General features: G+C 35.1%; 22 protein-coding genes. 7 read left to right on the forward strand and 15 right to left on the reverse strand.

What is annotated here, in order from left to right:
• Positions 1-15 precede the first annotated feature (15 nt).
• Positions 16-1,065: a C-type lectin domain-containing protein gene (locus QWT87_RS09460; protein ID WP_302715838.1), complete on the forward strand. Its 1,050-nt coding sequence runs from the start codon at positions 16-18 to the stop codon at positions 1,063-1,065.
• Positions 1,066-1,168: 103 nt separating this feature from the next.
• On the opposite strand, the gene QWT87_RS09465 is transcribed toward QWT87_RS09460, so the two are convergent.
• The 4 genes from QWT87_RS09465 to QWT87_RS09480 all read right to left on the reverse strand — a co-directional run bounded on the left by QWT87_RS09465 (position 1,169) and on the right by QWT87_RS09480 (position 6,461).
• The gene (locus tag QWT87_RS09465; RefSeq protein ID WP_029294870.1) at positions 1,169-2,095 is read right to left on the reverse strand and encodes a malate dehydrogenase; all 927 of its coding nucleotides are present in this window, start codon (positions 2,093-2,095) and stop codon (positions 1,169-1,171) included.
• A 202-nt stretch (positions 2,096-2,297) separates the two neighbouring features.
• On the reverse strand, positions 2,298-2,849 hold the full coding sequence (locus QWT87_RS09470; protein ID WP_302715842.1) for a biliverdin-producing heme oxygenase: 552 nt from the start codon (positions 2,847-2,849) through the stop codon (positions 2,298-2,300).
• A 26-nt stretch (positions 2,850-2,875) separates the two neighbouring features.
• The gene (locus tag QWT87_RS09475) at positions 2,876-5,068 is read right to left on the reverse strand and encodes an ATP-binding protein (protein WP_302715844.1); all 2,193 of its coding nucleotides are present in this window, start codon (positions 5,066-5,068) and stop codon (positions 2,876-2,878) included.
• Positions 5,069-5,447: 379 nt separating this feature from the next.
• Entirely contained in the window at positions 5,448-6,461 is a 1,014-nt protein-coding gene (locus QWT87_RS09480) for a nucleoid-associated protein (protein WP_302715846.1), read from the reverse strand.
• 208 nt (positions 6,462-6,669) lie between these two features.
• Between QWT87_RS09480 and QWT87_RS09485 the strand changes: the two genes are divergently transcribed.
• The 4 genes from QWT87_RS09485 (at position 6,670) to QWT87_RS09500 (ending at position 7,850) form a co-directional block, all read left to right on the forward strand.
• Complete coding sequence (locus QWT87_RS09485; RefSeq protein WP_165762972.1) at positions 6,670-6,834, forward strand: hypothetical protein; 165 nt, start codon at positions 6,670-6,672, stop codon at positions 6,832-6,834.
• Position 6,835: 1 nt separating this feature from the next.
• A complete protein-coding gene (locus QWT87_RS09490) occupies positions 6,836-7,192 on the forward strand; it encodes a DUF7674 family protein (protein ID WP_076396440.1) in 357 nt (118 codons plus the stop codon).
• Between the two features lie 79 nt (positions 7,193-7,271).
• Positions 7,272-7,403: a hypothetical protein gene (locus QWT87_RS09495; RefSeq protein WP_302715848.1), complete on the forward strand. Its 132-nt coding sequence runs from the start codon at positions 7,272-7,274 to the stop codon at positions 7,401-7,403.
• 51 nt (positions 7,404-7,454) lie between these two features.
• On the forward strand, positions 7,455-7,850 hold the full coding sequence (locus QWT87_RS09500) for a DUF7674 family protein (protein WP_273074386.1): 396 nt from the start codon (positions 7,455-7,457) through the stop codon (positions 7,848-7,850).
• 51 nt (positions 7,851-7,901) lie between these two features.
• On the opposite strand, the gene QWT87_RS09505 is transcribed toward QWT87_RS09500, so the two are convergent.
• A complete protein-coding gene (locus tag QWT87_RS09505) occupies positions 7,902-8,417 on the reverse strand; it encodes a thioredoxin family protein (protein WP_302715850.1) in 516 nt (171 codons plus the stop codon).
• A 188-nt stretch (positions 8,418-8,605) separates the two neighbouring features.
• On the opposite strand from QWT87_RS09505, the gene QWT87_RS09510 reads away from it, so the two are divergent.
• Both QWT87_RS09510 and QWT87_RS09515 read left to right on the forward strand, forming a co-directional pair.
• Positions 8,606-9,079 carry a hypothetical protein gene (locus QWT87_RS09510; RefSeq protein WP_302715851.1) on the forward strand — a complete coding sequence of 158 codons (474 nt, stop codon included), beginning with the start codon at positions 8,606-8,608 and terminating at the stop codon, positions 9,077-9,079.
• A gap of 5 nt (positions 9,080-9,084) precedes the next feature.
• Positions 9,085-10,119 carry a sialidase family protein gene (locus tag QWT87_RS09515; RefSeq protein WP_302715853.1) on the forward strand — a complete coding sequence of 345 codons (1,035 nt, stop codon included), beginning with the start codon at positions 9,085-9,087 and terminating at the stop codon, positions 10,117-10,119.
• 292 nt (positions 10,120-10,411) lie between these two features.
• Here QWT87_RS09515 and QWT87_RS09520 read toward each other — a convergent pair whose 3' ends face one another.
• The 10 genes from QWT87_RS09520 to QWT87_RS09565 all read right to left on the reverse strand — a co-directional run bounded on the left by QWT87_RS09520 (position 10,412) and on the right by QWT87_RS09565 (position 25,679).
• The gene (locus QWT87_RS09520; RefSeq protein WP_002977387.1) at positions 10,412-11,485 is read right to left on the reverse strand and encodes an endonuclease; all 1,074 of its coding nucleotides are present in this window, start codon (positions 11,483-11,485) and stop codon (positions 10,412-10,414) included.
• A gap of 266 nt (positions 11,486-11,751) precedes the next feature.
• Entirely contained in the window at positions 11,752-12,492 is a 741-nt protein-coding gene (locus QWT87_RS09525; RefSeq protein ID WP_228457505.1) for a phosphatase PAP2 family protein, read from the reverse strand.
• 200 nt (positions 12,493-12,692) lie between these two features.
• The gene (locus QWT87_RS09530; RefSeq protein ID WP_002977380.1) at positions 12,693-14,753 is read right to left on the reverse strand and encodes a heavy metal translocating P-type ATPase; all 2,061 of its coding nucleotides are present in this window, start codon (positions 14,751-14,753) and stop codon (positions 12,693-12,695) included.
• A gap of 30 nt (positions 14,754-14,783) precedes the next feature.
• On the reverse strand, positions 14,784-15,236 hold the full coding sequence (locus QWT87_RS09535; protein WP_002977378.1) for an MgtC/SapB family protein: 453 nt from the start codon (positions 15,234-15,236) through the stop codon (positions 14,784-14,786).
• A gap of 21 nt (positions 15,237-15,257) precedes the next feature.
• Entirely contained in the window at positions 15,258-17,216 is a 1,959-nt protein-coding gene (locus QWT87_RS09540; protein WP_002977376.1) for an LTA synthase family protein, read from the reverse strand.
• Positions 17,217-17,376: 160 nt separating this feature from the next.
• Positions 17,377-18,270: a cation diffusion facilitator family transporter gene (locus QWT87_RS09545; protein WP_002977374.1), complete on the reverse strand. Its 894-nt coding sequence runs from the start codon at positions 18,268-18,270 to the stop codon at positions 17,377-17,379.
• Between the two features lie 27 nt (positions 18,271-18,297).
• Complete coding sequence (locus QWT87_RS09550; protein ID WP_002977372.1) at positions 18,298-19,176, reverse strand: bestrophin family protein; 879 nt, start codon at positions 19,174-19,176, stop codon at positions 18,298-18,300.
• Between the two features lie 17 nt (positions 19,177-19,193).
• On the reverse strand, positions 19,194-19,958 hold the full coding sequence (locus QWT87_RS09555) for a methyltransferase family protein (protein WP_228370503.1): 765 nt from the start codon (positions 19,956-19,958) through the stop codon (positions 19,194-19,196).
• Positions 19,959-19,996: 38 nt separating this feature from the next.
• Positions 19,997-21,310 carry an efflux RND transporter periplasmic adaptor subunit gene (locus tag QWT87_RS09560; protein WP_002977368.1) on the reverse strand — a complete coding sequence of 438 codons (1,314 nt, stop codon included), beginning with the start codon at positions 21,308-21,310 and terminating at the stop codon, positions 19,997-19,999.
• A 4-nt stretch (positions 21,311-21,314) separates the two neighbouring features.
• Positions 21,315-25,679 carry a CusA/CzcA family heavy metal efflux RND transporter gene (locus QWT87_RS09565; protein ID WP_002977367.1) on the reverse strand — a complete coding sequence of 1,455 codons (4,365 nt, stop codon included), beginning with the start codon at positions 25,677-25,679 and terminating at the stop codon, positions 21,315-21,317.
• Between the last annotated feature and the right edge of the window lie 62 nt (positions 25,680-25,741).

The following is a 25,741-nucleotide window of genomic DNA, read 5'->3' on the forward strand; positions in this document are numbered from 1 at the left end:
AAACATAAATTAAACATGAAAAATAAAATTATAACTATAAGCTTTTTATTGTCCATTTTTTCGATAGTGAATAGTCAGGTAGGTATTAATACCAATACTCCCGGAAGTACCTTAGATGTTAAAGGATCTTTTGCTACTCCTTATAAACAGAGTACAGCCACTTCATATAGTTTTTTATCTACTGACGAATATCTGGATTATAGAGGAACCGCCGCTGCAACATGGTCTCTTCCTGCAGCCGTAGCCTCACCTGCTACATTTGGCGGCAGAGTGTACGAAATAAGAAACGGAAGTGCTTTCGATGTTACGATTACCCCTAATGGTACTGAAAAAATAGATGTTTCCAATGTAGCAACAGCTCAGGCAAGTTTCACGATTCCTGCAGGCTACTATGCTGTAATTAAAAATACAGGGGCAACTTCGGGCACAACCTGGGTAGTATCTTTGCTTACTTCAGGAAACTCCTCATCATCTGGTTCAGCAGGATTCAGTACATCTATTTTGGGATACGTTCCTGTGAAAACTTCACAAAGAGCTGTTCCTGCAACATTCGGAGGGGTAAGTGTTTCAGAGAGAGGATGTAAAAAATGGTCAGGAACAGGTTCCAACGGACATACTTACTGTGCTTATCAGCTTGGAGGGGGCAAAAACTTTTATGATACTTTTACTTTTGCAAAGCAGGTAGGAGGATATGTGGTTACCATTACTTCCAATGCAGAAAGAACATATATTAATACCAATATCTTAGCAAACACAACAGGTTACAATCTTAATAACAATATCTGGATCGGATATAACAAAGTGGCTTATCCGGGAAACTCCACAGAGTTTACATGGATTACCGGTGAAGACTGGACCATTGACTGGACGACTTCTCCAAACTCAACCCCTCAAAGTTTCTTTGCAACGGGAGAACCCAATAATAGTGGAGGAACAGAGGGATCCTGCCATATTTACAGTACATCAGGTAATGCCTCAAGACAATGGAACGACTTAATAGGAACCTCTACCACATTTAATTTGAGTGCTTTTGATCAGGTTATTTTAGAATTTAATGAAGATTAAAAAACTGAAAAATTATGAATTTAAATCTTTATTAAAATCAACAAAAATAAAAGGCTGTCTCAAAACAGAGAACAGCCTTTTTTATATCTAAATGTGAGTTTACTTAAAATTTCAAATCTCCATTCACTTCTCTTACTGCATTCGCAGCTTCAGCAAATTTCAATTGCTCTTCCGCAGTAAGCGTTACGTTTACGATTTTTTCCACACCGTTTGCTCCGATAATGGCAGGAACACCAAGGCAGATATCATTTTGTCCGTACTCTCCTTCAAGCATTAAAGAACAAGGGATCATTTTTTTCTGGTCGCAAGCAATAGCCTGAACCATTACAGAAACTGCTGCTCCCGGAGCGTACCAAGCTGAAGTTCCTAATAATTTGGTAAGCGTTGCACCTCCTACTTTGGTTTCTTCAATAACGTATTTCTGTTGTTCAGCATCTAAGAATTCTGTTACAGGTACTCCGTTTCTTGTTGCTTTGCTTAATAGAGGAAGCATTCCGGTATCACTGTGAGCAGCGATTACCATTCCGTCTACGTCAGAGATTGGAGCTTCTAAAGCTTCTGCCAATCTGTATTTGAATCTTGCAGAGTCTAATGCACCACCCATTCCGATGATTTTGTGCTTAGGAAGACCTGAAGTTTTGTGTACCAGATAAGCCATTGTATCCATTGGATTAGAAACCACGATGATGATTACTTCCGGAGAATGTTTTACTAAGTTTTCTGTAACTTCTTTTACGATTCCAGCGTTGATTCCGATTAACTCTTCTCTTGTCATTCCCGGTTTTCTTGGAATCCCCGAAGTAATAACCGCTACGTGAGAACCTGCAGTTTTGCTGTAATCTCCTGTTGTTCCGGTAATTTTTGTATCGAATCCGTTAAGCGATGCTGTCTGCATCAAATCCATTGCTTTACCTTCTGCAAAACCTTCTTTAATGTCTACTAAAACTACTTCTGAACAGAAGTTTTTCATTGCGATGTATTCTGCACAGCTTGCTCCTACAGCGCCTGCACCTACTACAGTTACTTTCATAATATACTTATTTATTGTTTTTTAATGGTATTACGGAACTTTACAGTTTCATAATATAACTTTTAAAATTTATTTATCTGAATTGTTTATCCACATTTGGTTTACAAATGAGAACTCCCAAATTTAATAATTCCTGAAAAATTGGGCAATCTTTCAGGAATTTAATTATCTTTAAAAGTGATATTTATATTTTAAATCGCTATTAATGGACGTTCAGAAGAAAGGTATACAGTTTTTTAGCTCCGGATAAAACCTCATCATAATTTTTTTCAGAAACCTCATTATCCAGAACTTCTTTGAAATTCTTCCACATAAATCCTGTATTTTCACGGTAACAGCCGAAGAAATTGAAAGTAACATCATCAAATCCTTCTGTTTTGGAAAGCTGTTTTGCAATAACATTTCCTCCCAATGTAGAACCTTCGATCACATACAATGCTCCCAAAGCTTCATTTTCACTGGAAAAACTCAATTCTTCAGTAGCCTTTTGATGATCGAGATCCAGACTTTTAAGATCCTGCTCAATTAAAGGAAGTTTTTTTCTTTCCTCAAGCTGAAGTTTTTCAGAGAATTTTTCAGAAAGACTTTCGAAGATCTGATCTTCGGAATGAAGAAGCATAAGATAATTTCTGCCAATGATCTTTTTATAATCTTCCAGCGTAAAAGTTCTGTCGAATATTTTTTTAGAGTTAAAAAGTTTTTCCGCGGCATCATGAAATTCTGCCGTATTTTGTTTTAGATATTCAGATACCATACCGGAATTTTAAAGTAAATTTTTAATTAAGGTTTTTTAAAGGTGAGGATAAAAGTAGTGCCGTTTTTACTGCTTTCATAGTCTACGTTCCCGCCAAGTCTCTGCATAATTCTGTGCACGATGGATAGTCCTACTCCGTTTCCTTTAAACTTCTTCGCATTATCCATCCTGTTGAAAATTTTAAACATTTTATGCTTATTTTCTTCTGGAATTCCGATTCCGTTGTCTGTAATTCTGTAGACTACCGTGTCTTCTTCTTCCGTTCCGCCGATAATTACTTTCGGTTTTTCCTGATGGGAAGAATATTTTATGGCGTTATTGATGATGTTTAAAAATACCTGATGAAGCATTGTTTTATCAGCAAGAACATCGGGACAATCATTAATGACCACTTCGCTTTCTGAAGTATCAAATGTTATTTTAGCATTTTCAGAGATCTTCGCGATGGTTTGTGCCGTCTGTAACCTTTCGAGTTCTATTTCGCTGTGTTTTGCACGGCTTAACTGGAGTACATCATGCATCATTTCCGCCATATTGTCGATTTCCTCGATAATGGAATTGATTTTATTTCTGCTTTTGTCTGAGCCGTCCGTAAGACTTTTCAGAAGCATTTGGGCGTTCAGTTTCATTACTGTAAGCGGAGTTCCCAGATCGTGTGAAATCGTATAAGAGAAACTATCCAGTTCTTCGTTTACTTTTTTAAGCTCATCATTAAGCCTTTTAATGGTAATGTAATTTTTATGGGACGTTTCAAGGATCAGATCACGAACTGCCTGTAATGCGGCAACGTTTCTGGAGTTCCATCTTTTAGAATTTCCTTTGATATCTTCAGTGAAAATCTGGAAAGAAGTTCTCGGGGAAACCACCTGTGTCTCTTCACCGTTTTTCACAATCACATCTATTTTCTTTTCAGGATTTCCTGCCCAGTCGATGTGTTCATCAAATTCTTTACGGAACCAGATCAGCAGATTATTTTTAGATTTTTCAATAAAATAAAAAGCCACTCCTGCACATTTTTCGTCAAGACCAATTTCTTCTCCGTGGTCTTTCAGAAAACTTCTGCTGAGATAGATATTTTCGTCTATATTTCTGTGCGCCCACTGTATGAGATTTTCAATAATACTCTCATCGGGCGTTTCTCCTTCCGTAACGATTTTTTCATCTGCTACAATTGCCAGTCCGTCTGCTTCGGGAAGATCTTTTATTTCAGATTTATTCTCAATTAAAGAATCAAAAAGATTGTTGTATTTTAAGAATTCTTCTTTTAAGCGGGAACATTTTTCATTAAGATACAAACGGTATTCCAGTTCTTTTTTTGATCTGAATGACGAGTAGGCATTGGACGCCAAAGCCGTAAAAATTCCTGCCTGAACACGGTCTTCAAGATCAATGTGTTTCGGTTCGGAATTCTGGCAGGTAACCAGCCCCCAAAGATAATCATCAATAATAATAGATATACTGAAACTGGAAGACGCTCCTGAATTTTTAATGTACTGCGCATGAATAGGCGACATTCCGCGTGATCCCGAATAAGTAAGATCTATTATTTCATCAGATTTACTGTATATAGGAATGGTCTCCGAATGAACGTTGCTGAAAATTCTTTTTCTTTTTTTAAGATAAAGTTCTCTTGCCTGTCTCGGAATGTCGGATTCCGGATAATGAAGACCGAGATAGCTCTCTATGTTTTCATCTCTTTTCTCAGCGATTACTTTTCCGGAGCCGTCCATCATGAATTTGTAAACCATCATTCGGTCGTAATTCACGATCTTTGAGAGGGTATTTAAAAGCTGATCCCAAATTTCCTGTTCATCTTCAATAATGTAGAAATTATCGTATTTGTTGGAAATTCTTTTGTTGGGATTAATGATCACTTTTTCAAATTCAAGGAAAATTTTCCCTTTGCTTCTGAAAACGGAGAAATGGTACTCTATACCATCAATAAAGATCTTGTCAAAATATGTTTCGTTTTCTCTTCTGGTAAAGTCGGCTAAAGAATTGTATATCTCAGATTCTATAATGCTTTTAAAGCTTTCCGGAAAGTCCGTAAGCTTCTTATCAAAAAGCACATTTGCGTTTTCGATATTAAATATATCCTCGATATTCTTACTAAAAAAAGCTATGGAATGAGACCCTGCATCAATGCCAATCAGATAACCAAAACTTTGTATGTAGCCCGGAATATGGATAGGCTCCTCATGACACTCAACAAAATTCATATAATATTTTGACCTATCAAATATACGACTTTTTTTATCTAATCGGATTTTTTCTCTATAAACGCATACCACAAAAAGTTATAAAATTTCAGCAGAATATGGGTTTTAAAGAATATTTTTCTCTGTTCATCGGATATAAAGAAAATTTAAAACCAACATTATCATAATTATCGTTAACTAAATTTAACCATAAAACGTTATAAATTTTCCCAATTAGTATAAATCCGGAAAATCTACCTAAAAACCATCAAAAACACTTTTATTTTTACGAAAAAAACATATCCTCGATTATAAATATTTAAAATCAGGGATATGTTTAAATTATTGAGGCTTTTCTACTCCTGGGAAATTTCAGTTCGTTAAAAGTAAATTCCTGTAGTTATACTTCTTTTTCGAAATAAAGCATATAATATTTTCCGTTTTCATCTTCACCCTGAGCGAGTTTCTGTCTGTCGCCGTGGATGTAGATGTGGAAGTTTTTGTCTAATTTGATGATGCTTTTAAAATGTCTCTGCGTTTTCTTTACCGCGGCTTCACTAATGGGAAATTCTTCCGCAATATTGATCTGCATATCCTGTTCGTAATCGGTTTTAAAGTTGTTGAAACTTTCGATGACGTGTTCGTCGCCCAAAACTTCGGCAGCAAATTCATCAAGCTTAAACTCTTCCTTTTCTTTGAAAAAATTGATCGATTTATTTAAAAAATCTGCCTGATCTGCTTTGGAAACTTCAAATTCCTGAGGCAATTGCTTCGTGATGTAATCTTTATACACCATTAAAGCTTCCTGCGTATGAAAATATTCGTCGTCGCGCTGTTTTACCTTTAAAAAATCTTCGAACCAGTAATACATATCTCCATTTTTGTTATTGTCTACAACTGAAAGAACGTATCCTGTTTCTTTGTCGTTATTATAGATTAACGCCGCTTTATCTATTTTAGACAAACCAATTCCCTGATCTTTTTCGATGTCGAAAGTTTCGTCATTGGGAGCAATTTTAAGGAAAGATTCTCTTTTTTCGGTCTTAAAAATTCCAATCTTGTCTACTCTTTCTGTTCCTTCTCTTTCGTCCTCGAAATATACAATGAACAATTCTCCGCCCTGAACTCTTGGGTTTTCAGCAGCTTCAAAAAGATGTTTGGCGATGTTTTCAGATTCCCAAAGGAATTTCGACTTGTCATCAAAAATTTCGGAAACCGAACTGTACACGGGATTATTTACGAGATAAGAATCGCTGTAAAAATGGAAGGTTTCTTCTGATTTAAAGGAACCTAAGAAGTAATTTTCCAGCAGTTCCGCCATTCCTTCTTCCAACTGTAATTCTTCCTGAGAAAGCGTTAAAGATTCTCCGTTGATTTTATTTCCGACTCTATGTACTACGATTTTTGAAAACATTTCCTGAATATTTTTGGACTGCAAAGATATTAATTAAATCAGACAATCGCGAGGATTTCCATAATGATAAATATGCTATCATTATGATAAGATTTTGAAGGATTTTTAAAATCAAAACAAATAAACAAAACATTAATAATCAACACTTTAATTTAAATTAAAATTCAAAGGCATTTCTTTGGCGGCATCATTCTCAAAACATAAGAATATGGACTTAAAAACTTTGAACAGAATTGATAAGCTGAGAAGATTAAAAAGCAGAGGACCGCAAACTCCGAAATGGCTGAAACCGTATCATCTTCTGATTGTTGCCTTTTTGGCTGTTTTTACTTTCGGAGCATTTATTAAAATTTTGGAACTTAATCAACAATAATATGAACTATTTAGAAGCCGCACAGGAAATCAAAGAAGTGATTCCCGAGATTGAAAATGAGCTGAAACAAAACAGAAAACAAAATTCCTACAGCGTCATTCAGACGTTTACAGACAATATCAAAGACAGAATTAAGCAAAATGACCGGAATATTCTGTTTCTATGCCTGAAAAAAATGGATGATATTTACAGAAACGGAGATGCCGTACTTAAAAACGCTGTGGAACATACGTTTATTTATTCACTGGACAATTCTACTGCTTTCTGCAGTGAGGAATACCGAAAAATGATCTTTAGTCATATTTCCAAGGATCTTCAGACGGTCTATTCCAGACAAATCTACAACCACGGTATCTGAGTTTATTACATTTTTTGAAGATCTTGTTACAAATGCACTAAAATTTAAAAATAAAGACCTCATTAAAAATCAACCGATTATGAAATCTAAAATAAGAAGAATTTCCGACTGGAAAACGCTTCAAACCACCACCAACAGACACAATATTGAAATTCTGGCAACGCATATCGCTGTAATTGTCGGTGTTTTTGTTTTTGCCTCCATTCTGTAAACTTTGGTACAGTTTTCGCCGCAATAGAAAGTGTTACGAAAAATATTAATTATGATGAATGTACAGATGCCAACTATTGATCAAAAAATAGCGAGTGAGTATTTAAAATTTTTCTATCCACCCCTTCGCACAGAAATTACCCAATTATCTACACAGGATAATTTTGCCGGGATTATGCAGGCAACCATTAATTATCTTAAAAAGCTTCTTCACGAATCTAAAGTGAATATTATTGCCCATCACATCAAACTGATGGAAATGATCTATAAAGGAGGAGATTCTTATGTAAAAGATATGATCGAAAATCTTTTTGTGCGGTCTTTTGAAAGCTTTAAAAAGCACGCCAAAATCTCCCACTGGAAACTTCTTTACCAATATATGCCTGTTACTTTTCAGGTAATCTACAACGATCAGCGAAAGCAGGACAAAATCTTTTTTGGGAAGTAAATTAATTTTTAAACGCAGTTCCGGCGAAGCCTTTGGCTTCGCCGGAACTTTTTAATTCTTCTTTAAAAAAGTCTGTTTTACCGTTTGAAGTTCTTTGTCGTTCATCTTTGAAGATTTCTTCAGTTTGGCAACAAAAACATCTACTTCTTCAGCAGTTGAAGGACAGCCCAGATTTTCGTTTTTATCGTTGAAAGAATCTGCAAGAACTTCCCCTTTCGGATTCAAAACGAGCCAGAACGGAAGTCCGGCTTCTTTGCCTTTGTATTTTTCCATCAATGCTTCCCCACCCGGATTTTCAAGCTTTTTCTTTTCGCCCATTTCCTGAACATCTATATAGGCAGTAACAAATTTTTTATCAAAAATCGGCTTTGTTTCCGGTAAATTCATGTTCTTTTCCATAACGTGACACCATTTGCACCACGAAGCGTGAAACATCAGCAAAACATTTTTATTTTTGGATTTAGCTTCGGTAAGCGCTTTGTTTAAAACAACATTCGCTTTTTCCTGAGCAAAATGTAACTGGAATAATAATAAGCCTAAAAATAAGAGGATTTTAGAAATTTTCATTTTGGATCTGATTTAATTTCTACGAATGTAAACATTTTCTCTGTGCTTTAAAATATTCATGCAAAAAATTAAATTACCTCCAATTCTTTTATTTTTGTAAACAAATATTTTAAATGAAGTGGAACAGTACAATCTTCTTACTTTTTACAGTTATTTTTTGTGAAGCACAAATTTCTGAAAAAGTAAAAATGTTAGTCAAATCTTTAGATACAATACAGTATGCAGAATCTTCACATATCGGAATCGGTGGTGAAAGAAGTAAACTATATGATGATTTCAGAAAATTAGCGAAAACTGCTACCAATGATGAGCTTTTTTATCTGGCGAAGAACGGAAGCAATTCTTTAAAATTGTACTCAGGGAAAGAACTTTTTAAAAGAAATGATAAACGATTTCTTGAAATCTATCAATATTATAACGATCATCCTGTAATGATGAAATATGTAAACGGCTGTGTCGGAAAAAAAGATAATATTGCGACCCATTTGATGGATGAAATCTATGCAGCAAAGGAAATTATTTCCATTCGAGATCCTATTTCAAAAGAAAAAACAGATAATTTTACTAAAGCTCAACTGAAAAGTATTGAGGATGAAGGGTATAAAAAACTGAAACAGAAAGAAATACAATTTTTTCTGGATCATTTGGTAAAAAAGAAATAATAAGCATGAAAGAAAAACTACTTTGTCTACTCTATTTTTTGATAATTGTGAATATTTCCGCACAAATTCCTTCTCCAAAGGTCATTAAAAAAGAATTCATTTTTGAAGAAGGGGCATATTTCAAACAGTGTCATGCATCTACAATGGAACAGTCTTCGGACGGACATCTTTTGGCAAGCTGGTTTGGAGGCAGTCATGAAGGTGCTAAAGATGTTGTGATATGGGGAGCCCGTTCTGATGGAAAAACATGGAGCCCTCCTGAAATCTGGGCAGATGGAAAGGTTAACGATTCTCTGCGTTATCCCTGCTGGAATCCTGTCTTATTCAGATCGAAAAAAGAAAAGATTATCTATCTCTATTATAAAGTAGGACCCAATCCGCGGGAATGGTGGGGAATGGTTAAAACCTCACGAGATAACGGAAAAACCTGGGAAAAAGCACAGCGGTTACCAGATTCTATTCTTGGTCCCATCAAAAACAGACCCATTGAGCTCGCCAATGGCGATATTATTTCCCCATCAAGCAGAGAAATCAATGAAAATAGATGGAAGGCTCATGTGGAAATCAGCAGGAATCATCAGAAAACATGGACATCGTATTCCATAGATTCTGCTTCAGCATTTAATGTGATCCAACCGAGTATTCTTTTACATAAAAATGGTAAACTGCAGGTTTTATGCAGAAGTAAAGAGGGAGTCATTGCAACCTCATGGTCACAAAATAATGGGATGAACTGGAGTCCTTTAACCGCAACAAATCTTCAGAATCCTAACTCGGGAACGGATGCCATTGCTTTTAAAGATTTTTTTCTGATTGTATACAATCCTGAGCTTCCCGGAAAAGACTGGTGGGAAGGCCGCACAAAATTACGACTGGCTTATTCTTACGACGGGATCAACTGGAAAGATCTCCTTTCGTTAGAGGATGAAAAAAAGGGAGAATTCAGTTATCCTACAATTTTTAAAGATGCAAAAGGATTTGTTCACATTACTTACACTTACAACAGGGTGAACATTAAACACTGGATATTAAAATTATAACGTACGGTTTATATTAAAAATAAAATCCCCGAGCTTTCGATCGGGGATTTCCTTTATTATATGATTTATTAAGTCTTATTTCACTTCTTCTAATATAATAACTACTATAAATCAAATAGTTATATTTTTATGGTACAAATATGGTACAAAAAAGTTATTCTTTATTTATGTATTAAATATTTACACATAAAAACCTTCTCAACTAATGGGAGATATTATAATTTACAATCTAACCAATATTATAATTTTTTTGACTTAGAACAGTATTTTATAAATAATCTTTTTTATTGATTTATTTTATAATAAACTTTGTATTCAGATCGCCAGTTTTCAAAATATAAATACCCTTAGGAAGATCTGTAAGAATAATTGTATTATCTTTTTGAAATGGATTTTCAATTGTCTGTACTAATTGACCAGTCATATTATAAATCAAAGCAATTTTATATTGTCCTAGATTTTTTCCGCCTAACACATAAATCTTATTATCTTTTACGGGATTAGGAACGATCACAAGACTTTTTGACAAATCTACATCTGCAACTCCCATATAAGCACCCCAAATTAAAGCGACGAACTCAGGACGATCGATGTATGGATTTCTATTACCTTGGTAAGTGAATGCCGCATTATTTCTTGCTATCTCAAAAGGAGAAACAGGATCTAAATTATTCCACTCGAGTAATTGTTTTAATTCCCATGTCTGTAAGCCAGGGTAGGCTGTACTACCTAATATGTTTCCGCTGCTGAAACCTGATAGCTGCGTCTCGTATCTGGTTACAAAATATAATATCATTCTGGCAATATCACCTTTAAACTCATCAATTGGTTCAAAAACAGTCCCCGCATAACCTGCAGATACTGAACTTCCCAGTTTAGAACCGTTTAGTGATGTAAATGAGGTTGATCCTACTTTTCCAAAAGGATAATTTGATCGCATTCCGTTGACTTTTCCGTCAGTAGGTGTAACAAAATGGACATCAGATCTCATCGGTAAATTCTGATTAAATAAACTTTGCGGTACGACATGTTCTCGGTTGTAACAGTCTCCTTCAACACTATAATTTCCACATTGTTTGACTCCATGATTATAAATATATGGATCTGTTCCTGTCGGATTTTCAGAATACATATCCATTACAGTTCCATCATTTTCGTAGAAATAATCCCTATCTGTGCTTTGAAAAGCTGTCAGCAAATTGCCATAGCCATTATCTTGGTGGCCGTTGGTAATGATAGTTTTCAACTTTGACTTTAAAGAAGCTCCTGATAATCCCGCAGTGCCATCATAATAGTTTGACGGAGCCTGTCCATAAACAGAATTTAATACAAGGCTTACCAAAAGAGTTAGTACAAGTTTTTTCATTTTGATTTAAATAAAGGGTTAATATTATGGTTTAAAAAATTTGTTGATAATTTGTCATTTTCCGTCATTATGAGTGTGTGTTTTTTCCGAAGGATGCGAATGAATCTTAACATATTTGATATTAAAATTGTATACCTGATGAATTACCAAAAGGAGCATAAAAAGAAGCCAGCCAACAATAAAAAAAAGATCTTGAGAAGTAAGCCTGTGCTTACCTCTTCGAATAATTTTTCTTCTAAAACGTCGTTTAAATCCCATGTTCTAAATTAGAAGGTTATCTGATAATTAATCCCAAAAGTATTGCTATGACCATTCTTTTGATAAAGAGGGGCAAGCATAGAGACAGATTTTTTGTTTTTATTAGCTGATAAAAACATATTGATTTTCGGAAATAGCCAATAAGCTAATTCGGTTGAAAGTATTCCTACCCCAGCGCCCGCTACTACATCTGTTACCCAGTGTTTGTTATTAATAACTCTGTAAACACTTGTGAATATTGCAAATGGATATCCTGATAAACTGAGCCAATAATTACTGTCTCTATATTCTCTATACATAAACTGCGCTGTTGAAAAAGCAATTGCTGCATGCCCAGACGGAAAAGACATATTGTTGGATTTATCTGGGCGTTCTTCTCCAATTAAATATTTTGAAGGTATTACGATTGCTGTCGATATTAGCTGCGATGTTGCAAGAATAATTGTTCTTTCTCTTAAATTATGCTTGCCTTTCAAACCTGAAATATTAAATCCATAAACCATCACGGCAGGTATGAATTGGGTATAATTATCCAATGTAGAATTATGAAGATTATGGTCTTTTACTTCTTTTCGTACTCCTGCATCAAATTCTTTCATTTTAGGAATAGCGAAACTCATCGCTCCTATGGATATTAAACTTGTAGGGGCTATAAGTCTCTTATAACTAAAATTATTTTCAGGTTTTTGGACAGCAATCGTATCCCCAATTTTTTCACTTACTGTTAAGCTATCCTGTGCTAAAGCCAAATTGCATACTAGCATAAAAAAAAGAACTGGAATCTTATTTATAATATTGATTATCATTGCATTAATTGAAAAATTAGAGTAAATAGTTTTGTTGAATATTTTCAATAAACAACCTGTTCTCGGTTTGAGAACTTTATTTTAATTGATATTTGTTGGAACTTTTCTTAAGTGATTAGTGAAATTAGAATGCTATGTTATTTTTATTTGAAATTCATTCGTTGGATGCGTACAGCATTTAGAATTGCAATCAATGCAACACCTACATCTGCAAAAACAGCTTCCCACATTGTTGCCAATCCTCCGGCTCCAAGAATTAAAACAATTGCTTTGACCACAAATGCTAAAATGATGTTCTGCCAGACAATTCTTTTAGTTTTTTTGCCAATGTTAATAGCCATTGGTATTTTTGAAGGTTTATCATCTTGAATCACGACATCAGCAGTCTCAATGGTCGCATCACTCCCTAAGCCGCCCATGGCAATACCGACATCACTTAAAGCAACCACTGGGGCATCATTAACACCGTCACCAACAAATGCAACGCTCTCATTTTTGGATTTTATTTCTTTCACCTTGTTCACTTTATCCTCAGGAAGAAGGTCACCGAAAGCGTTGTCAATTCCTATTTGTTCTGCGACATATTTTACAACGCTTGTTTTGTCACCACTAAGCATTGTTGCCTTTACATTTAAATTATGTAACAGTTCTAAAGTTTTTTTAGCATCGTCTTTAATACTATCAGCGATAGTTATGTAGCCTGCAAATTTTTTATCATAAGCAATTGCAATAACGGTGTAAACAATTTTTGAAGGATCAACATCATATTGAATATTGAACTTATCCATAAGCTTGAAATTCCCTACGAGTATATCCTTACCGTTGATTACAGCTTTAAGACCATGACCTGCAATTTCCTCAGAATTCTCAACATTAATTGATGTATCCAAATCGCCAACATATTCGTGGATAGCAGTTGCCACAGGATGGGTACTCTTGCTCTCTACAACATTAACCATCTTAAGGATTTCATTTTTATCAAATTCTGATTTAATATCGACTTCCTGAACTTTAAATACTCCTTCCGTCATAGTACCGGTTTTATCCATCACAACATTTTTTATTTCGGCAATCTTATCTAGAAAATTACTGCCTTTAAATAAAATTCCGTTTCGACTTGCTGCACCAATACCTCCAAAATACCCTAAAGGAATTGAAATGACTAAAGCACAAGGACAAGAAATTACCAGAAAGATCAAAGCTCTGTATAACCAATCTCTAAAAATATAATTATCGACAAAAAAATATGGAATAAGACATATCAGTACTGCTAACACAACAACAATCGGAGTATAAACTCTTGCAAATCTTCTTATAAACAGCTCCGTAGGTGCCTTCTGCGCAGTCGCATTTTGAACCAATTCTAAAATCTTACTGAGTTTACTGTCCTCATAAGCTGTATTGATTTTTACCAAAGCAACACTATTCATATTAATCATCCCTGCAAGAACAGTCTCTCCTTTATTTTTTGTATCAGGTTTACTTTCGCCGGTTAGTGCTGCCGTATTAAAAGATGCTGAATCTGAAATAAGCTCTCCATCCAAAGCAAGTTTTTCTCCAGGTTTTAACTGTATGGTTTGCCCTATCTCTGCATTGGAAGCTTTAATAGTTTTTGTTTCGTTATTTTCAATAATTGTCACCTCATCCGGTCTTTGATCAAGAAGAGCTTTAATATTACTTTTTGCTCTTGTTACTGCTAGTGTTTGAAAAACTTCCCCTACAGCATAAAATAACATAACAGCTACACCTTCAGGATATTCACCAATTATAAAAGCTCCTATAGTTGCGATACTCATCAAAAAGAATTCAGAGAAAACATCACCATCCTTAATGCTTTCAAAAGCTTCTTTTAAAACAGGAAGCCCGACAGGGGCATAAGCTGCTGCATACCAAACAATACGAATCCAATCTTTAAACCAGTCTGGTTTAAAATAATTATCTAACGCAATTCCCAACAGAAGCAATAACAATGAAACTATTGCGGGAAGGAACATCTGAAAAGTACTCTTATCACTATTGTCATGATCGTGGTTATGTCCATCGTCATCGGAATGATGCTGTACTTCTTTCTTTACATTTGTTGAACAACAGCCATTATCCTCAACAATGAGTTTTTTGGCTCCTGCATCCTTATAAATCTTGCCTTCCTGAGGCGTACAGCAAAGCTGGTTACCTTGCTCATCGTAAGTGTGTTGATGTTTCATAGAAGTATATTTTAAGTGATTTTTAATTTTTTATTTTAAATTTTTACTTTGCTCCTTCTTTGCAATCCAGTTTTTATACCATTTGAATTTATTCAGGCTTAATACAAAAAGGGTGAGAACAGTTGCTAAAAATGACAATAAAAACATATTTAAGGCAAGAGCCGCTCCAATAGCTGACGCTGCCCATAGTGCTGTAGATGTTGTTAATCCCTGCATATTGCTTGATTTATCTTTTAATGCTAATCCAGCACTTATAAATCCAAGTCCTGCCGGAATTGCTGCAAGCATTCTGGCTATCGCTGATTTATCATCTGTAAGATGAGAGGCAACCGCAACAAAAAGACAAGATGCCAAGCAAAGAATAGCAAACGTTCGTATACCGGCATCTTTATGAGCTGCTTCTCTTTCATAACCTATAATGCTGCCGAATAATATAGATAGCAGCAATTTGCCTGAAAGAATAAGTTCAAATTTTATATCCATGTTGTATCTAACATTACTTGATTATTTTTGTTTCAAACCTTGATTTTTATAGAGATAATATGCAGTTTGATAATTTGCGACAGCCTTGTTAATATACTGATCAGAAAAAATCTTTGGTATCTGTTGATTTTGCGTTTTATTATATAAATAAGCTTCCACTTTCTGCTGAGGGCTCAATATCACAAGTTTATCGTTTTCCATATATCCCAACTTTTGATAGGTACTTACAAAAATTCTAGGAATATAATTGTCGCTCAAAACATTCTTACCATAAAGGTTACTTCTGTAGTTCCATCCCATTAAATCAAATAAAGTTGGATAAAGATCAATTTGTGAACACATTTTTTCAATTTTTAAAGAGTTTTGGTTCGGAAGATTTATAATCATTGCTGGGATATGATATTTGGAAATATCAATTTCATTTTTACCTGCGCTACTTGCGCAGTGATCAGCTACAATCACAAATACTGTATTTTTAAACCACGGCTTACTTCTAGCTTTTTTAAAGAATTGTCCGATAGCATAATCTGTATATTTTATTGCACCTTCCCTACCCGAACCGGATGGTATATCAATTTTGCCATCAGGATATGTAAACGGACGGTGATTGGAAGTGGTCATCACAAAATCATAAAAAGATTTTCCTTGTTTATATTTCTGGTCTGCCTGTTTAATCACTTGATTGTATAAATCTTCGTCACAAATCCCCCATGCATTTTCAAACGTAATTTCTTTCTGGTTGATCGGCGTCCTCAATGCCTGATAGTTTTCTTTTGCCAAAGGATTTCTCTTCTTATCTATAATATCATATCCGTTATTTCCAAAATATTTATTCATATTATCAAAATATCCATCTCCTCCATAAATAAATGTGTTATCGTAACCTTGTGCACTAAAAATTGAGCCTATAGTTGTAAGATGATCATTATCTTCTCTTCTGACAATACTGTTGCCTGGCGTTGGTGGGACAGCTAACGACAAAGCCTCCATTCCACGCACTGTTCTGGTTCCTGTAGCATACATTTGTGAGAATAAAATGCCACCGCCGGCTAAAGAATCTAAATTTGGAGTAAGCCCTTGTTTATTCCCGAAAGTACCCATAAAGTCCGCGCTGAAACTTTCCATTGTTATCATTATAACATTTGGCTTTATAAGATTTTGTTTGCTGGATATTTTTCGTTCTATAGAAAGGTTATTTGAGAAAAATCTTTGATTATCGTTCAAATCAGTTCTAACTATTTTAAAAGCGCTTTCGTTATCAATTAGTTTGTAAAAATGATCGTAATTGATTTCATTGTTTTTATAGGCGGAGAAAAACGAATAAATTCCTGCCTTAGAAATTTCATTTTGATAACGATTGACACTTTTATCTGCTAAACTATTACTGATAAACAAAGAGTATATTATGGTAAGGCAGAAAAATCCTAAAAAAACAATTAGTCTAACCGAAAATTTATGTTGTCCGTTAAATGAAAAAAAGAATATTTTGCTTTTGTAAAACAAAATAAATATTAAGGTCATAAGCAGAAGTATCGATGATATCAAAACGGGTAAAGGGTAAGACTCATTTATGTTATTAATAACTTCGTAAGTATATACCAAATAATCTACAGCAATAAAATTAAATCGGCTCTCAAACTCCTGCCAAAATGTAACCTCGGCAAAAAATGAAAATAAATGTATAAGAAGAAAAATAATAAAAGTGCTGTAGGTAATAATTTTATTGAATAAAGACCTTATGTATTTCTGAGGAAAAATCAATAGATAAAAACTGTATGGTAGCAGAAAGAATAATCCAACTCCAAAGTCAAACAAAAATCCCAGAAGAAAAATTTTCATTATAGGTAACAGAGATAAATCAGCCTTTTGAAAACTGACTGCTAAAAATCCAAATCGGAGAAGTAAAGACGATACCAGATAAAATAAAAAAGAATAAACCAGTAATGTGTAATTGCCCCAATAGTTTTGTTTTAATTTCATATATCTAAATATTTGAAATGATTAATTGCGTAAAAAAATACGTAAGTATGTAATTCATCTTGAATAGACCCAGATTTTTATAATTCATAGTCTATTTGATGTTTTAGAAATTTTCCCATTTACTTATTTCATCTATTAATGCAAGATGGCACAACTGCTATTATAGATGAACCTCCCCCTCTTGGTGCCCTTCAGTTTCAATTTGGAATGTAGTATGGCTAATTTTAAATTCAGAGGTGGCTTTATCTGACAAATTTTTCAAAAGTTTATTGAGATCTTCCTGATGGTCGGCTACTACGTGGGAACTCATCGCATTAACGCCGGAAGTCAATGACCAAACGTGGAGATCATGAAGTTTAATAACTCCTTTTACAGATTCCAAAGAATTTCTAAGCTCTTCTATATTGACATCTTTTGGAGTTCCTTCTAATAAAACATTCACAGCTTCTTTCAAGAGCTTCCAGGTTCTCGGAAATATTAATAACCCTATCACAGCGGAAATAAGGGGATCAGCATAATACCATCCTGTCGTCAACATAATAACTCCGGCAATCATTACTCCTACTGAGGTAAGCGCGTCAGAAAGAACCTCAAAGTAGGCACCCTTCATATTTAGGCTTTCACCTGAATCTTTTCTAATAATCATGATTCCGATAATATTCACCAGCAAGCCTATTCCGGCAACGATCATCATAGCTGTGCTCTGTACTTCAGGGGGATTTTTGAACCTTTGCCATGCTTCAAACAATACATATACAGAAATTCCCAACAGAACTACCGCATTGATTACTGCCGCCAGAATTTCTGTTCGGTAATAGCCGAATGTTTTCTGTGCATCGGCTTTTCTTTCACCAATTTTGATTGCTATAAAAGCAAGGAATAATCCGACCACATCAGTAAGCATATGAGCTGCATCGGCAAGTAGCGCAAGACTTTTAGTAGCTAAACCGCCAATAACTTCGGCAATCATATAAGTGCCACTTAAACATAAGACAATTAAAAGATTTCTTTTATGTTTTGCAGAAGCCGAAATATTTTTATTCTGATCGTTCATAACACTAAGATTTGTATTAGATTAAGCCTACATTTCATAATAGCTTGTACTCACTTCTTTAACTGGTACATTCTTCTCTCCGATCATTTGCAAAAGATTGATTTCAATTGTTTTTGCTAATGATGTCATTGGAGTATCTACCGGTGTATTTTCAAAGGGGTCCTGCATTATGATTGCTGTTTTCTCAATAGCTATAAAAATCACAGGTACAATAATTGTCGTGGCAATCTCAACACCAAGTTGTGAGTCTTCCAGTCCAAATGGCAGAAGAAATGCAAAAACGTAAATCAATGTATGCAGCAAAATGCTGTAGGCACGAGGGAAAACAGTATTTTTTAAACGCTCACATTTTCCCATACTGTCACAAAACCTGATGACCATATCGTTCATCTGTACCAATTTGTATTCAGATAAATTCTCCTGTTCTGCCAATTTCCTAAGGTGATCAGAATGTTTATCTAAAAGGGCATTGGGAATATTTAAAGCATTGATGTTTTGCGATTCTAAGTATTCTCTTACTCTTATTGAAAAAGGTACTTTTCTTAAACTTTCTCCTAAAGCATTCAGCCAGATGATATGTCGTTCTGCAAACTCAGATGTATCGTTTTCTGAGTTAGGGAAAAATTGTTTTATTAATCTCATAAATGATCTTGAATCATTCACAATAGCGCCCCAAACGGTTCTTGCTTCCCACCATCTTTCATAAGATTGTGCAGTCCTGAATGCTAAAAGTAAAGAGACAGCAGTTCCTAAAAGTGCAGGAATACTCAATGGTATGGTAATTTTTTTCAAAAAATCAATGTCGTCTAAAAAGCCTATTAGAAAAGCAAAGCTGACAATCAAAACGATCTGAAATTTAATCTGTTTAACAAAATACCAAACCGAAATTCTTTTGTTTAAAAGCATAATTGAGGATTTTTTAATTATTGACTAAATTTATTTTGCAACATTGTTTTACGTTTTTTTATTACTTTTAAAATAATGTATAGAATCATAGTAAGAATACAGCCTACAATAAAAATCATATTATAATGCGTATGTCTTAGGATAATTTCTCCGGTAATTTCAAAAACAGTAAAAATCAGAAACATGGCAAAAAGTCCGTTTTTTTCTTTTAATAGAACTTTTTTTAAACTGAAGCTAAGATGAGTATTTCTGAAAAGGTATAAATTCGGTATAAAAACCGGTACTTTATCAGCCCACTTAGTATATTGCTCTCCAAATTTTCTTTCTAAAAATTGCTCTTCAGCAAAAACAATCCTTTCATAATAGACCCAATAAAAAAACACAAATGAAATTACAAACCACAGATTTTCAGTAAACATCGCAAGCCCAAGCCACATAAAAAAATTACCTAAGTACAATGGATTTCTGGTTGTACTGTAAATACCTGTAGTGTTTAATTCATCTGCAACCTGCCCTGCTTTTGTATTTCTTCCTGAAGTATTATGCGGAGTAAAACCAACAGTATACACTCTTATAATCAAACCTAAAATGCTTACAGCTAAACAAAGCATCTCAAAGAAAAGTGAACAATCATTATCGTTTTTCAGCAAAACATTTTGGATAAAAACTCCTAAGCCAAGCGCCAGAACGATAATCGGCAAAAAACTTCTGTATCTGAACAGCCAATTTCCCTGGGTTTCTAATTCTTGTTTTAAAGGCATAACTAATATTTTTAAAATCAAGTGAAATCAAGATAGGATTTCACTTGATTATTGATTAATTAATGTCCGTGGTCTCCTGCATTAGAAAGCTTAGCATTCACGAAGAATGCGCCTTTTACCACAATTTTTGCATCAGGTGCAATTGCACTCACAGGCGTAATCGCTGTGTAACCCATATCTGAAGTCCCTTTTACCACTTCAATTTTTTCAAAATTCATTTTCTTAGCCTGCTCCTTTGCATGGTTTCCTGCTTCGGTTTCATTTTTGTGACCGTGTTCCGCCTCTCCTTCATCATGCCCGTGACCATGATCGTCATCTCCTTTTTCTTCAGCGTGCTCTTCCACTTTTTTAGAAGTTTGTACAAATACATAGAATTTACCATCGGCTTCTACAATAGCTTCATTTGGAACGGCGGGAGTTTGTGAATTTCCAAGGCTTACATTTCCTGTAATATTCATTCCGTCAATCAAGCCAGCTTTGTTCCCGGTAACCATTGCATGAACTGAAATCGTTTTACTTTCATTTTCAAAAGATGATCCGATGCTGTACACTTTTGCATTAAAGGTTTCTTCCGGATTGTTGGTGAGCTTAAACTGCACAATCTGACCAACTTTCATTTTGGGAAGATCTCTTTCAAAGACTTGTAAATCCAAATGAATTGAGCTGTTATCGATGATCTCCAAAACCGGTGACGATACATCAACATAACTTCCTATCTGTGCATTAATCGTACTAACTGTTCCGCTGATTGGCGATGTAATGACCAAGCCTGATCTTAGGTTTCCATTGCTTACTTTCCCAGGACTGATTCCCATTAGCTGTAATTGTCTTTGTAACGATGATCTCTGGGTTCTTAAACTTTTTAGCTCCGCATCAGAACTTTGCAGATTCTTTTTTGCTCCGGCATCATTGTCAAAAAGCTCCTTTTGCCTTCTGAATTCCTGCTCTGCATAAGTTATTCTGCTGTTAATAGTCAGATATTGTTCCTGTAACTGAATGTATTCAGGGTTACTGATTGTAGCAATAACCTGTCCCTGTCTTACATAATCTCCTATCTGAACGGTTAATGTCTTAATGACACCTCCATACAGTGAAGTGACCGTTGCCTTTCTGTTATTGGGTACACGAAGAACACCATTTGCCTTAATAGTTGAGGCTAAATCTTTCATTTCTAAAGTTCCAAGACTGATTCCTACAGATTTCATCTGTTCTTCAGTCAGTTCCGCAATAGTTTGCGGAGCTTCTTCGTGACTTTCTTCTGCCTGTTCTGTTTTTGGTTTCTCTTCTCCTTCTGCCGGAGCATCTTTTTTTCCACAGCTGACCGCTAGAATAGAAATTAAGGCTAGAGATACAATGCTATATTTGATTTTCATTTGTCTATTTATTGATGATTGAATTAATGATAACTACAGATTCGTTGACCTGTTGAATAGATTCCAGGTATTTAAGCTGAATATTGGTGGAAGTCTGCAGTGCAAAAAGATATTCTACATAAGAAATTTCTCCTGTTTTATAACCTAATTGTCCTGCTTTGGCAATTTTCTCAGCATTTGGAATCGCTTGATTAACGTAGTAGTCATACTGATTAACATTTTGCTGATATTGATTAAATGCATTTTGCAATTGCGCTTCAAGCTGCTTTTGCTGGAATTTTGCATTTGATTCTGCCATTTGTCTCTGATATTCATAAGACTGGATTCTTGCTTTCGTAGCTCCAAATGTCAAAGGAATAGAAACACCAATTGTTGCCGAATGAAACCTGTTTCCTCCATTGAAATACTGATCCATCCCGTTGATGGTTTGAAATCCTATCAATGACTGATTAGTATATCCGATGGTAAAGTCAGGAAGTCCCAAAGATTTTTCAACTTTCTTATTTTTTTCCGCAATCTGCATTTCCTGATAAAAAGCTTTTACGGTAGGATGCTGTGCAATGGCACTGCTGTCTAAAACATATTGTGCTTGTAGCGGATGATAGTTCTGATCAAATGGAACTGAAATATCCTCTTCAATATTTAGCAATGTTTTTAAATTTTTATAGGCATTGGTAAGATAAACCTCATTCTGTTTAAGCAATAAGTTGATTTCCCCTCTCTGTGTTTCAGCTGTATTGATTTCAATTTTTTTAATATCTCCGGCTTTAAACCTAACCGTTGCAACTCTGATAAAGTCATTGTATAAACTATCCAGATTGCTAAGCTTGGATTTATTAAATTGTAAATACTCAATTTGATAATAATACGTTCGAACCTGTTTCGCTAATTCATTCATAGAAACTTCCCTGTTGATTTGCTTTCCTTTAATCTGTTCCGCAATCAACTCTTTTCTTGCTTTGAACAAAGTTGGAAATGGAATCGTTTGGGAGATCGAAAATGATTGGTCAAATTTCTTAGAGTTATACTGCCCCAATTGAGCATCCACATTCATTTTCGGGAGCTCTTTGGACGTTGGAATCAATGCCTGTGTAGCTTTAATATCCAGATCTCTCGATCGGATTGATTGATTATTCTCAATAGCAGTACGTGTAGCTTCTTCGACTGTTATGGTTCTTCCCTGTTGTGCACTAAAAGTCTGTCCTAAAAATAAAAATCCTAAAACCACAATGGCGGTTACCGATTTGTTATTGATCTTTTTTAAATTAATCTTGGTATTAAAAATAATATACAACATTGGTAAGACAAATAATGTTAAGAAAGTCGCCGTAACCAAACCTCCGATAACAACTGTCGCCAAAGGTTTTTGCACTTCAGCTCCTGCACCTGTAGAAATAGCCATCGGTAAAAATCCTAATGAAGCTACTGTTGCAGTCATTAAAACAGGTCTTAATCTTGTTTTTGTACCTTCCATTACTCTTTTCAGAATATTGGTCTCGCCTTCCTTTTCCAATTGATTAAATGTTCCAATCAATACAATTCCATTCAAAACGGCAACACCAAATAAAGCAATAAAGCCAATTCCGGCACTGATACTGAATGGCATATCTCTCAATAATAATGCGAATACACCACCAATCGCACTCATAGGAATAGCCGTAAAAATTAAAGTGGCTTGCTTAAATGAATTAAATGTAAAATAAAGCAGCATAAAGATTAAGAATAGCGATACTGGAACTGCAATCATTAATCTCTTACTTGCTGCCTGAAGATTCTCAAATTGACCTCCATAGGTAAAATAATATCCTGCAGGAAGTTTTACTTCTTTATCGAGCTTTGATTGTATGTCCTTAACTACACTTTCAACATCACGGTCTTTCACATTGAAACCTATTACAATCCTTCTTTTTCCCGCTTCGCGGCTGATTTGGGCAGGCCCTAATTTGTAACTAATATTAGCAACCTGGGCGAGTGGAATTTGCGTTCCAGAGGCAGTAGAAATCATTAGATTACTAACATCGTCAATATTTGTTCTGTGTAAACTGTCTAATCTTACAACCAGATCGAACCTCCTTTCATTTTCAAAAACCTGACCTGCTGATTTACCTGCAAAAGCTGTACTTACTGCATTATTAACGTCTTCAATGTTTAATCCGTAATTGGCCATTCTGGTTCTGTCATACTCTACGTTAATCTGAGGGAGTCCGCTTACACGCTCAATTTGGGGAGATGTAGAACCTTTAACAGACTGTATTACCTTAGCAGTCTTATCAGCATAAATTGCCAGAGAATCTAAGTTTTCACCAAAAATTTTAACTGCAACATCTTGTCTAATACCTGTCATTAACTCATTGAAACGCATTTGGATAGGTTGGTTCTTTTCAAAGAAAACTCCAGGAATCACTTCTAATTTCTCTGAGATTTCATCAGCGAGTTCGTCATACGTTTTCTTTGTTTTCCATTCTTTCTGAGGTTTCAAGATAACCATCATATCAGTAGCTTCCGGTGGCATTGGGTCGGTAGGTACTTCAGCAGCGCCAGTTTTACCAACAACCATTTTTACCTCATCAAACTGTTTTATAATTCTTGAAGCCTGCATTGAAGTTTCAATACTTTGATTTAAGGAACTTCCTTGTGGAAGGATACAGTGGAATGCAAAATCGCCTTCCTGCAACTGAGGTATAAATTCACCACCCATTCTCCCAAAAACAAATATTGCTACAGCAAAGAGAGCTACGGTTCCTCCAACCAGCCAATATTTTATTTTTAATGCTTTTTCCAATAAAGGCTGATAAACTTTCTGAATTCTGTTCATCATTTTATCAGAGAAATTTTCTTTGTGGCTCATCTTTTTTGATAAGAATAAAGCACTCATCATCGGAATATAAGTCAATGATAAAATCAGAGCGCCCAAAATAGCAAATCCCACAGTTTTAGCCATAGGCGTAAACATTTTACCTTCTACTCCCACCAATGTTAAAATCGGAATGTATACAATTAGAATAATGATTTCTCCAAATGCTGCACTACTTCTGATTTTGGATGCAGAAAGAAAAACTTCTTCATCCATTTCTGCTTGGGTAAGCATTTTTTTTGATTTATTCAAGCCTAAATGATGTAAGGTAGCTTCCACAATAATAACTGCCCCATCAACAATAAGCCCGAAATCAATCGCTCCTAAACTCATCAGGTTAGCACTCACACCAAACACATTCATCATTCCTAATGCAAACAGTAATGATAATGGAATAGCTGATGCTACAATTAAACCTGCTCTTAAATTACCCAAGAAGATAACAAGTACGAAGATGACAATGAGTGCACCTTCAATTAGGTTTTTTTCTACTGTGTCGATTGCTCTTCCAACCAGGTCGGTTCTATCTAAATAAGGTTCAATTACAACGTCTGCAGGAAGAGATTTTTGTATAACTGGTATCTTTTCTTTAATTCTGTTCACCACTTCATTACTGTTGGCTCCCTTTAGCATCATAACAACACCTCCCACAGCATCGACCTGACCATTAAAAGTCATTGCACCATATCTCACAGCACTTCCCAGACGCACTTCAGCAACATCTTTTATGAAGATTGGAACACTGCCCGTATTATTTTTAACTACAATGTTCCCTGCGTCTTCTAAAGATGTTACCAAACCGATTCCACGGATAAAATATGCATTTGGCTTTTTATCAATATAAGCACCTCCTGTATTCTGATTATTTTTTTCGAGAGCGGTAAAAATATCAGATATACTTACGCCCATCGCTCTTAATCTGTCTGGATTTACAGCGACCTCGTATTGTTTTAACTGACCGCCAAAACTGTTGATCTCTGCAACTCCAGGTGTTCCATTAAGCTGTCTTCGCACAATCCAGTCCTGCATTGTTCGCAGTTCTTTAGCATCATACTTTTTCTCACTGCCTTTTTTGGGATGCAGGATATATTGATAAACTTCTCCAAGTCCAGTACTAACAGGGGCAAGTTCAGGAGTTCCAACACCTTGGGGAATTTCTTCTTCTGCTTGTTTTAATTTTTCAGTAACCAGTTGGCGAGCAAAATAAATATCTACCTCTTCTTTAAAAACAACTGTAATCACTGATAGACCGAATCTAGAAATACTCCTAGTTTCCTCAATATCTGGTACATTTGCGATACTTTGTTCAATTGGGAAGGTAACAAGTTGTTCTACTTCCTGTCCAGCAAGTGTGGGACATACTGTGATGATCTGCACCTGATTATTGGTAATATCCGGTGTAGCATCAATTGGCAGTTTGGTTGCGCTCCAAACTCCCCAAATAATCAATAACAAGGTCATGATACCAATGACAATCTTGTTCTTGATACTAAATCTTATGATTTTATCTAACATTGAATTTAATTTTTATTGGATTGCCCAAAGTTAAAATCAGTATAAAACTGAATTTAAAAGAT

The sequence above is a fragment of the Chryseobacterium urinae genome, from assembly GCF_030518295.1.
GTDB lineage: Bacteria > Bacteroidota > Bacteroidia > Flavobacteriales > Weeksellaceae > Chryseobacterium > Chryseobacterium mucoviscidosis.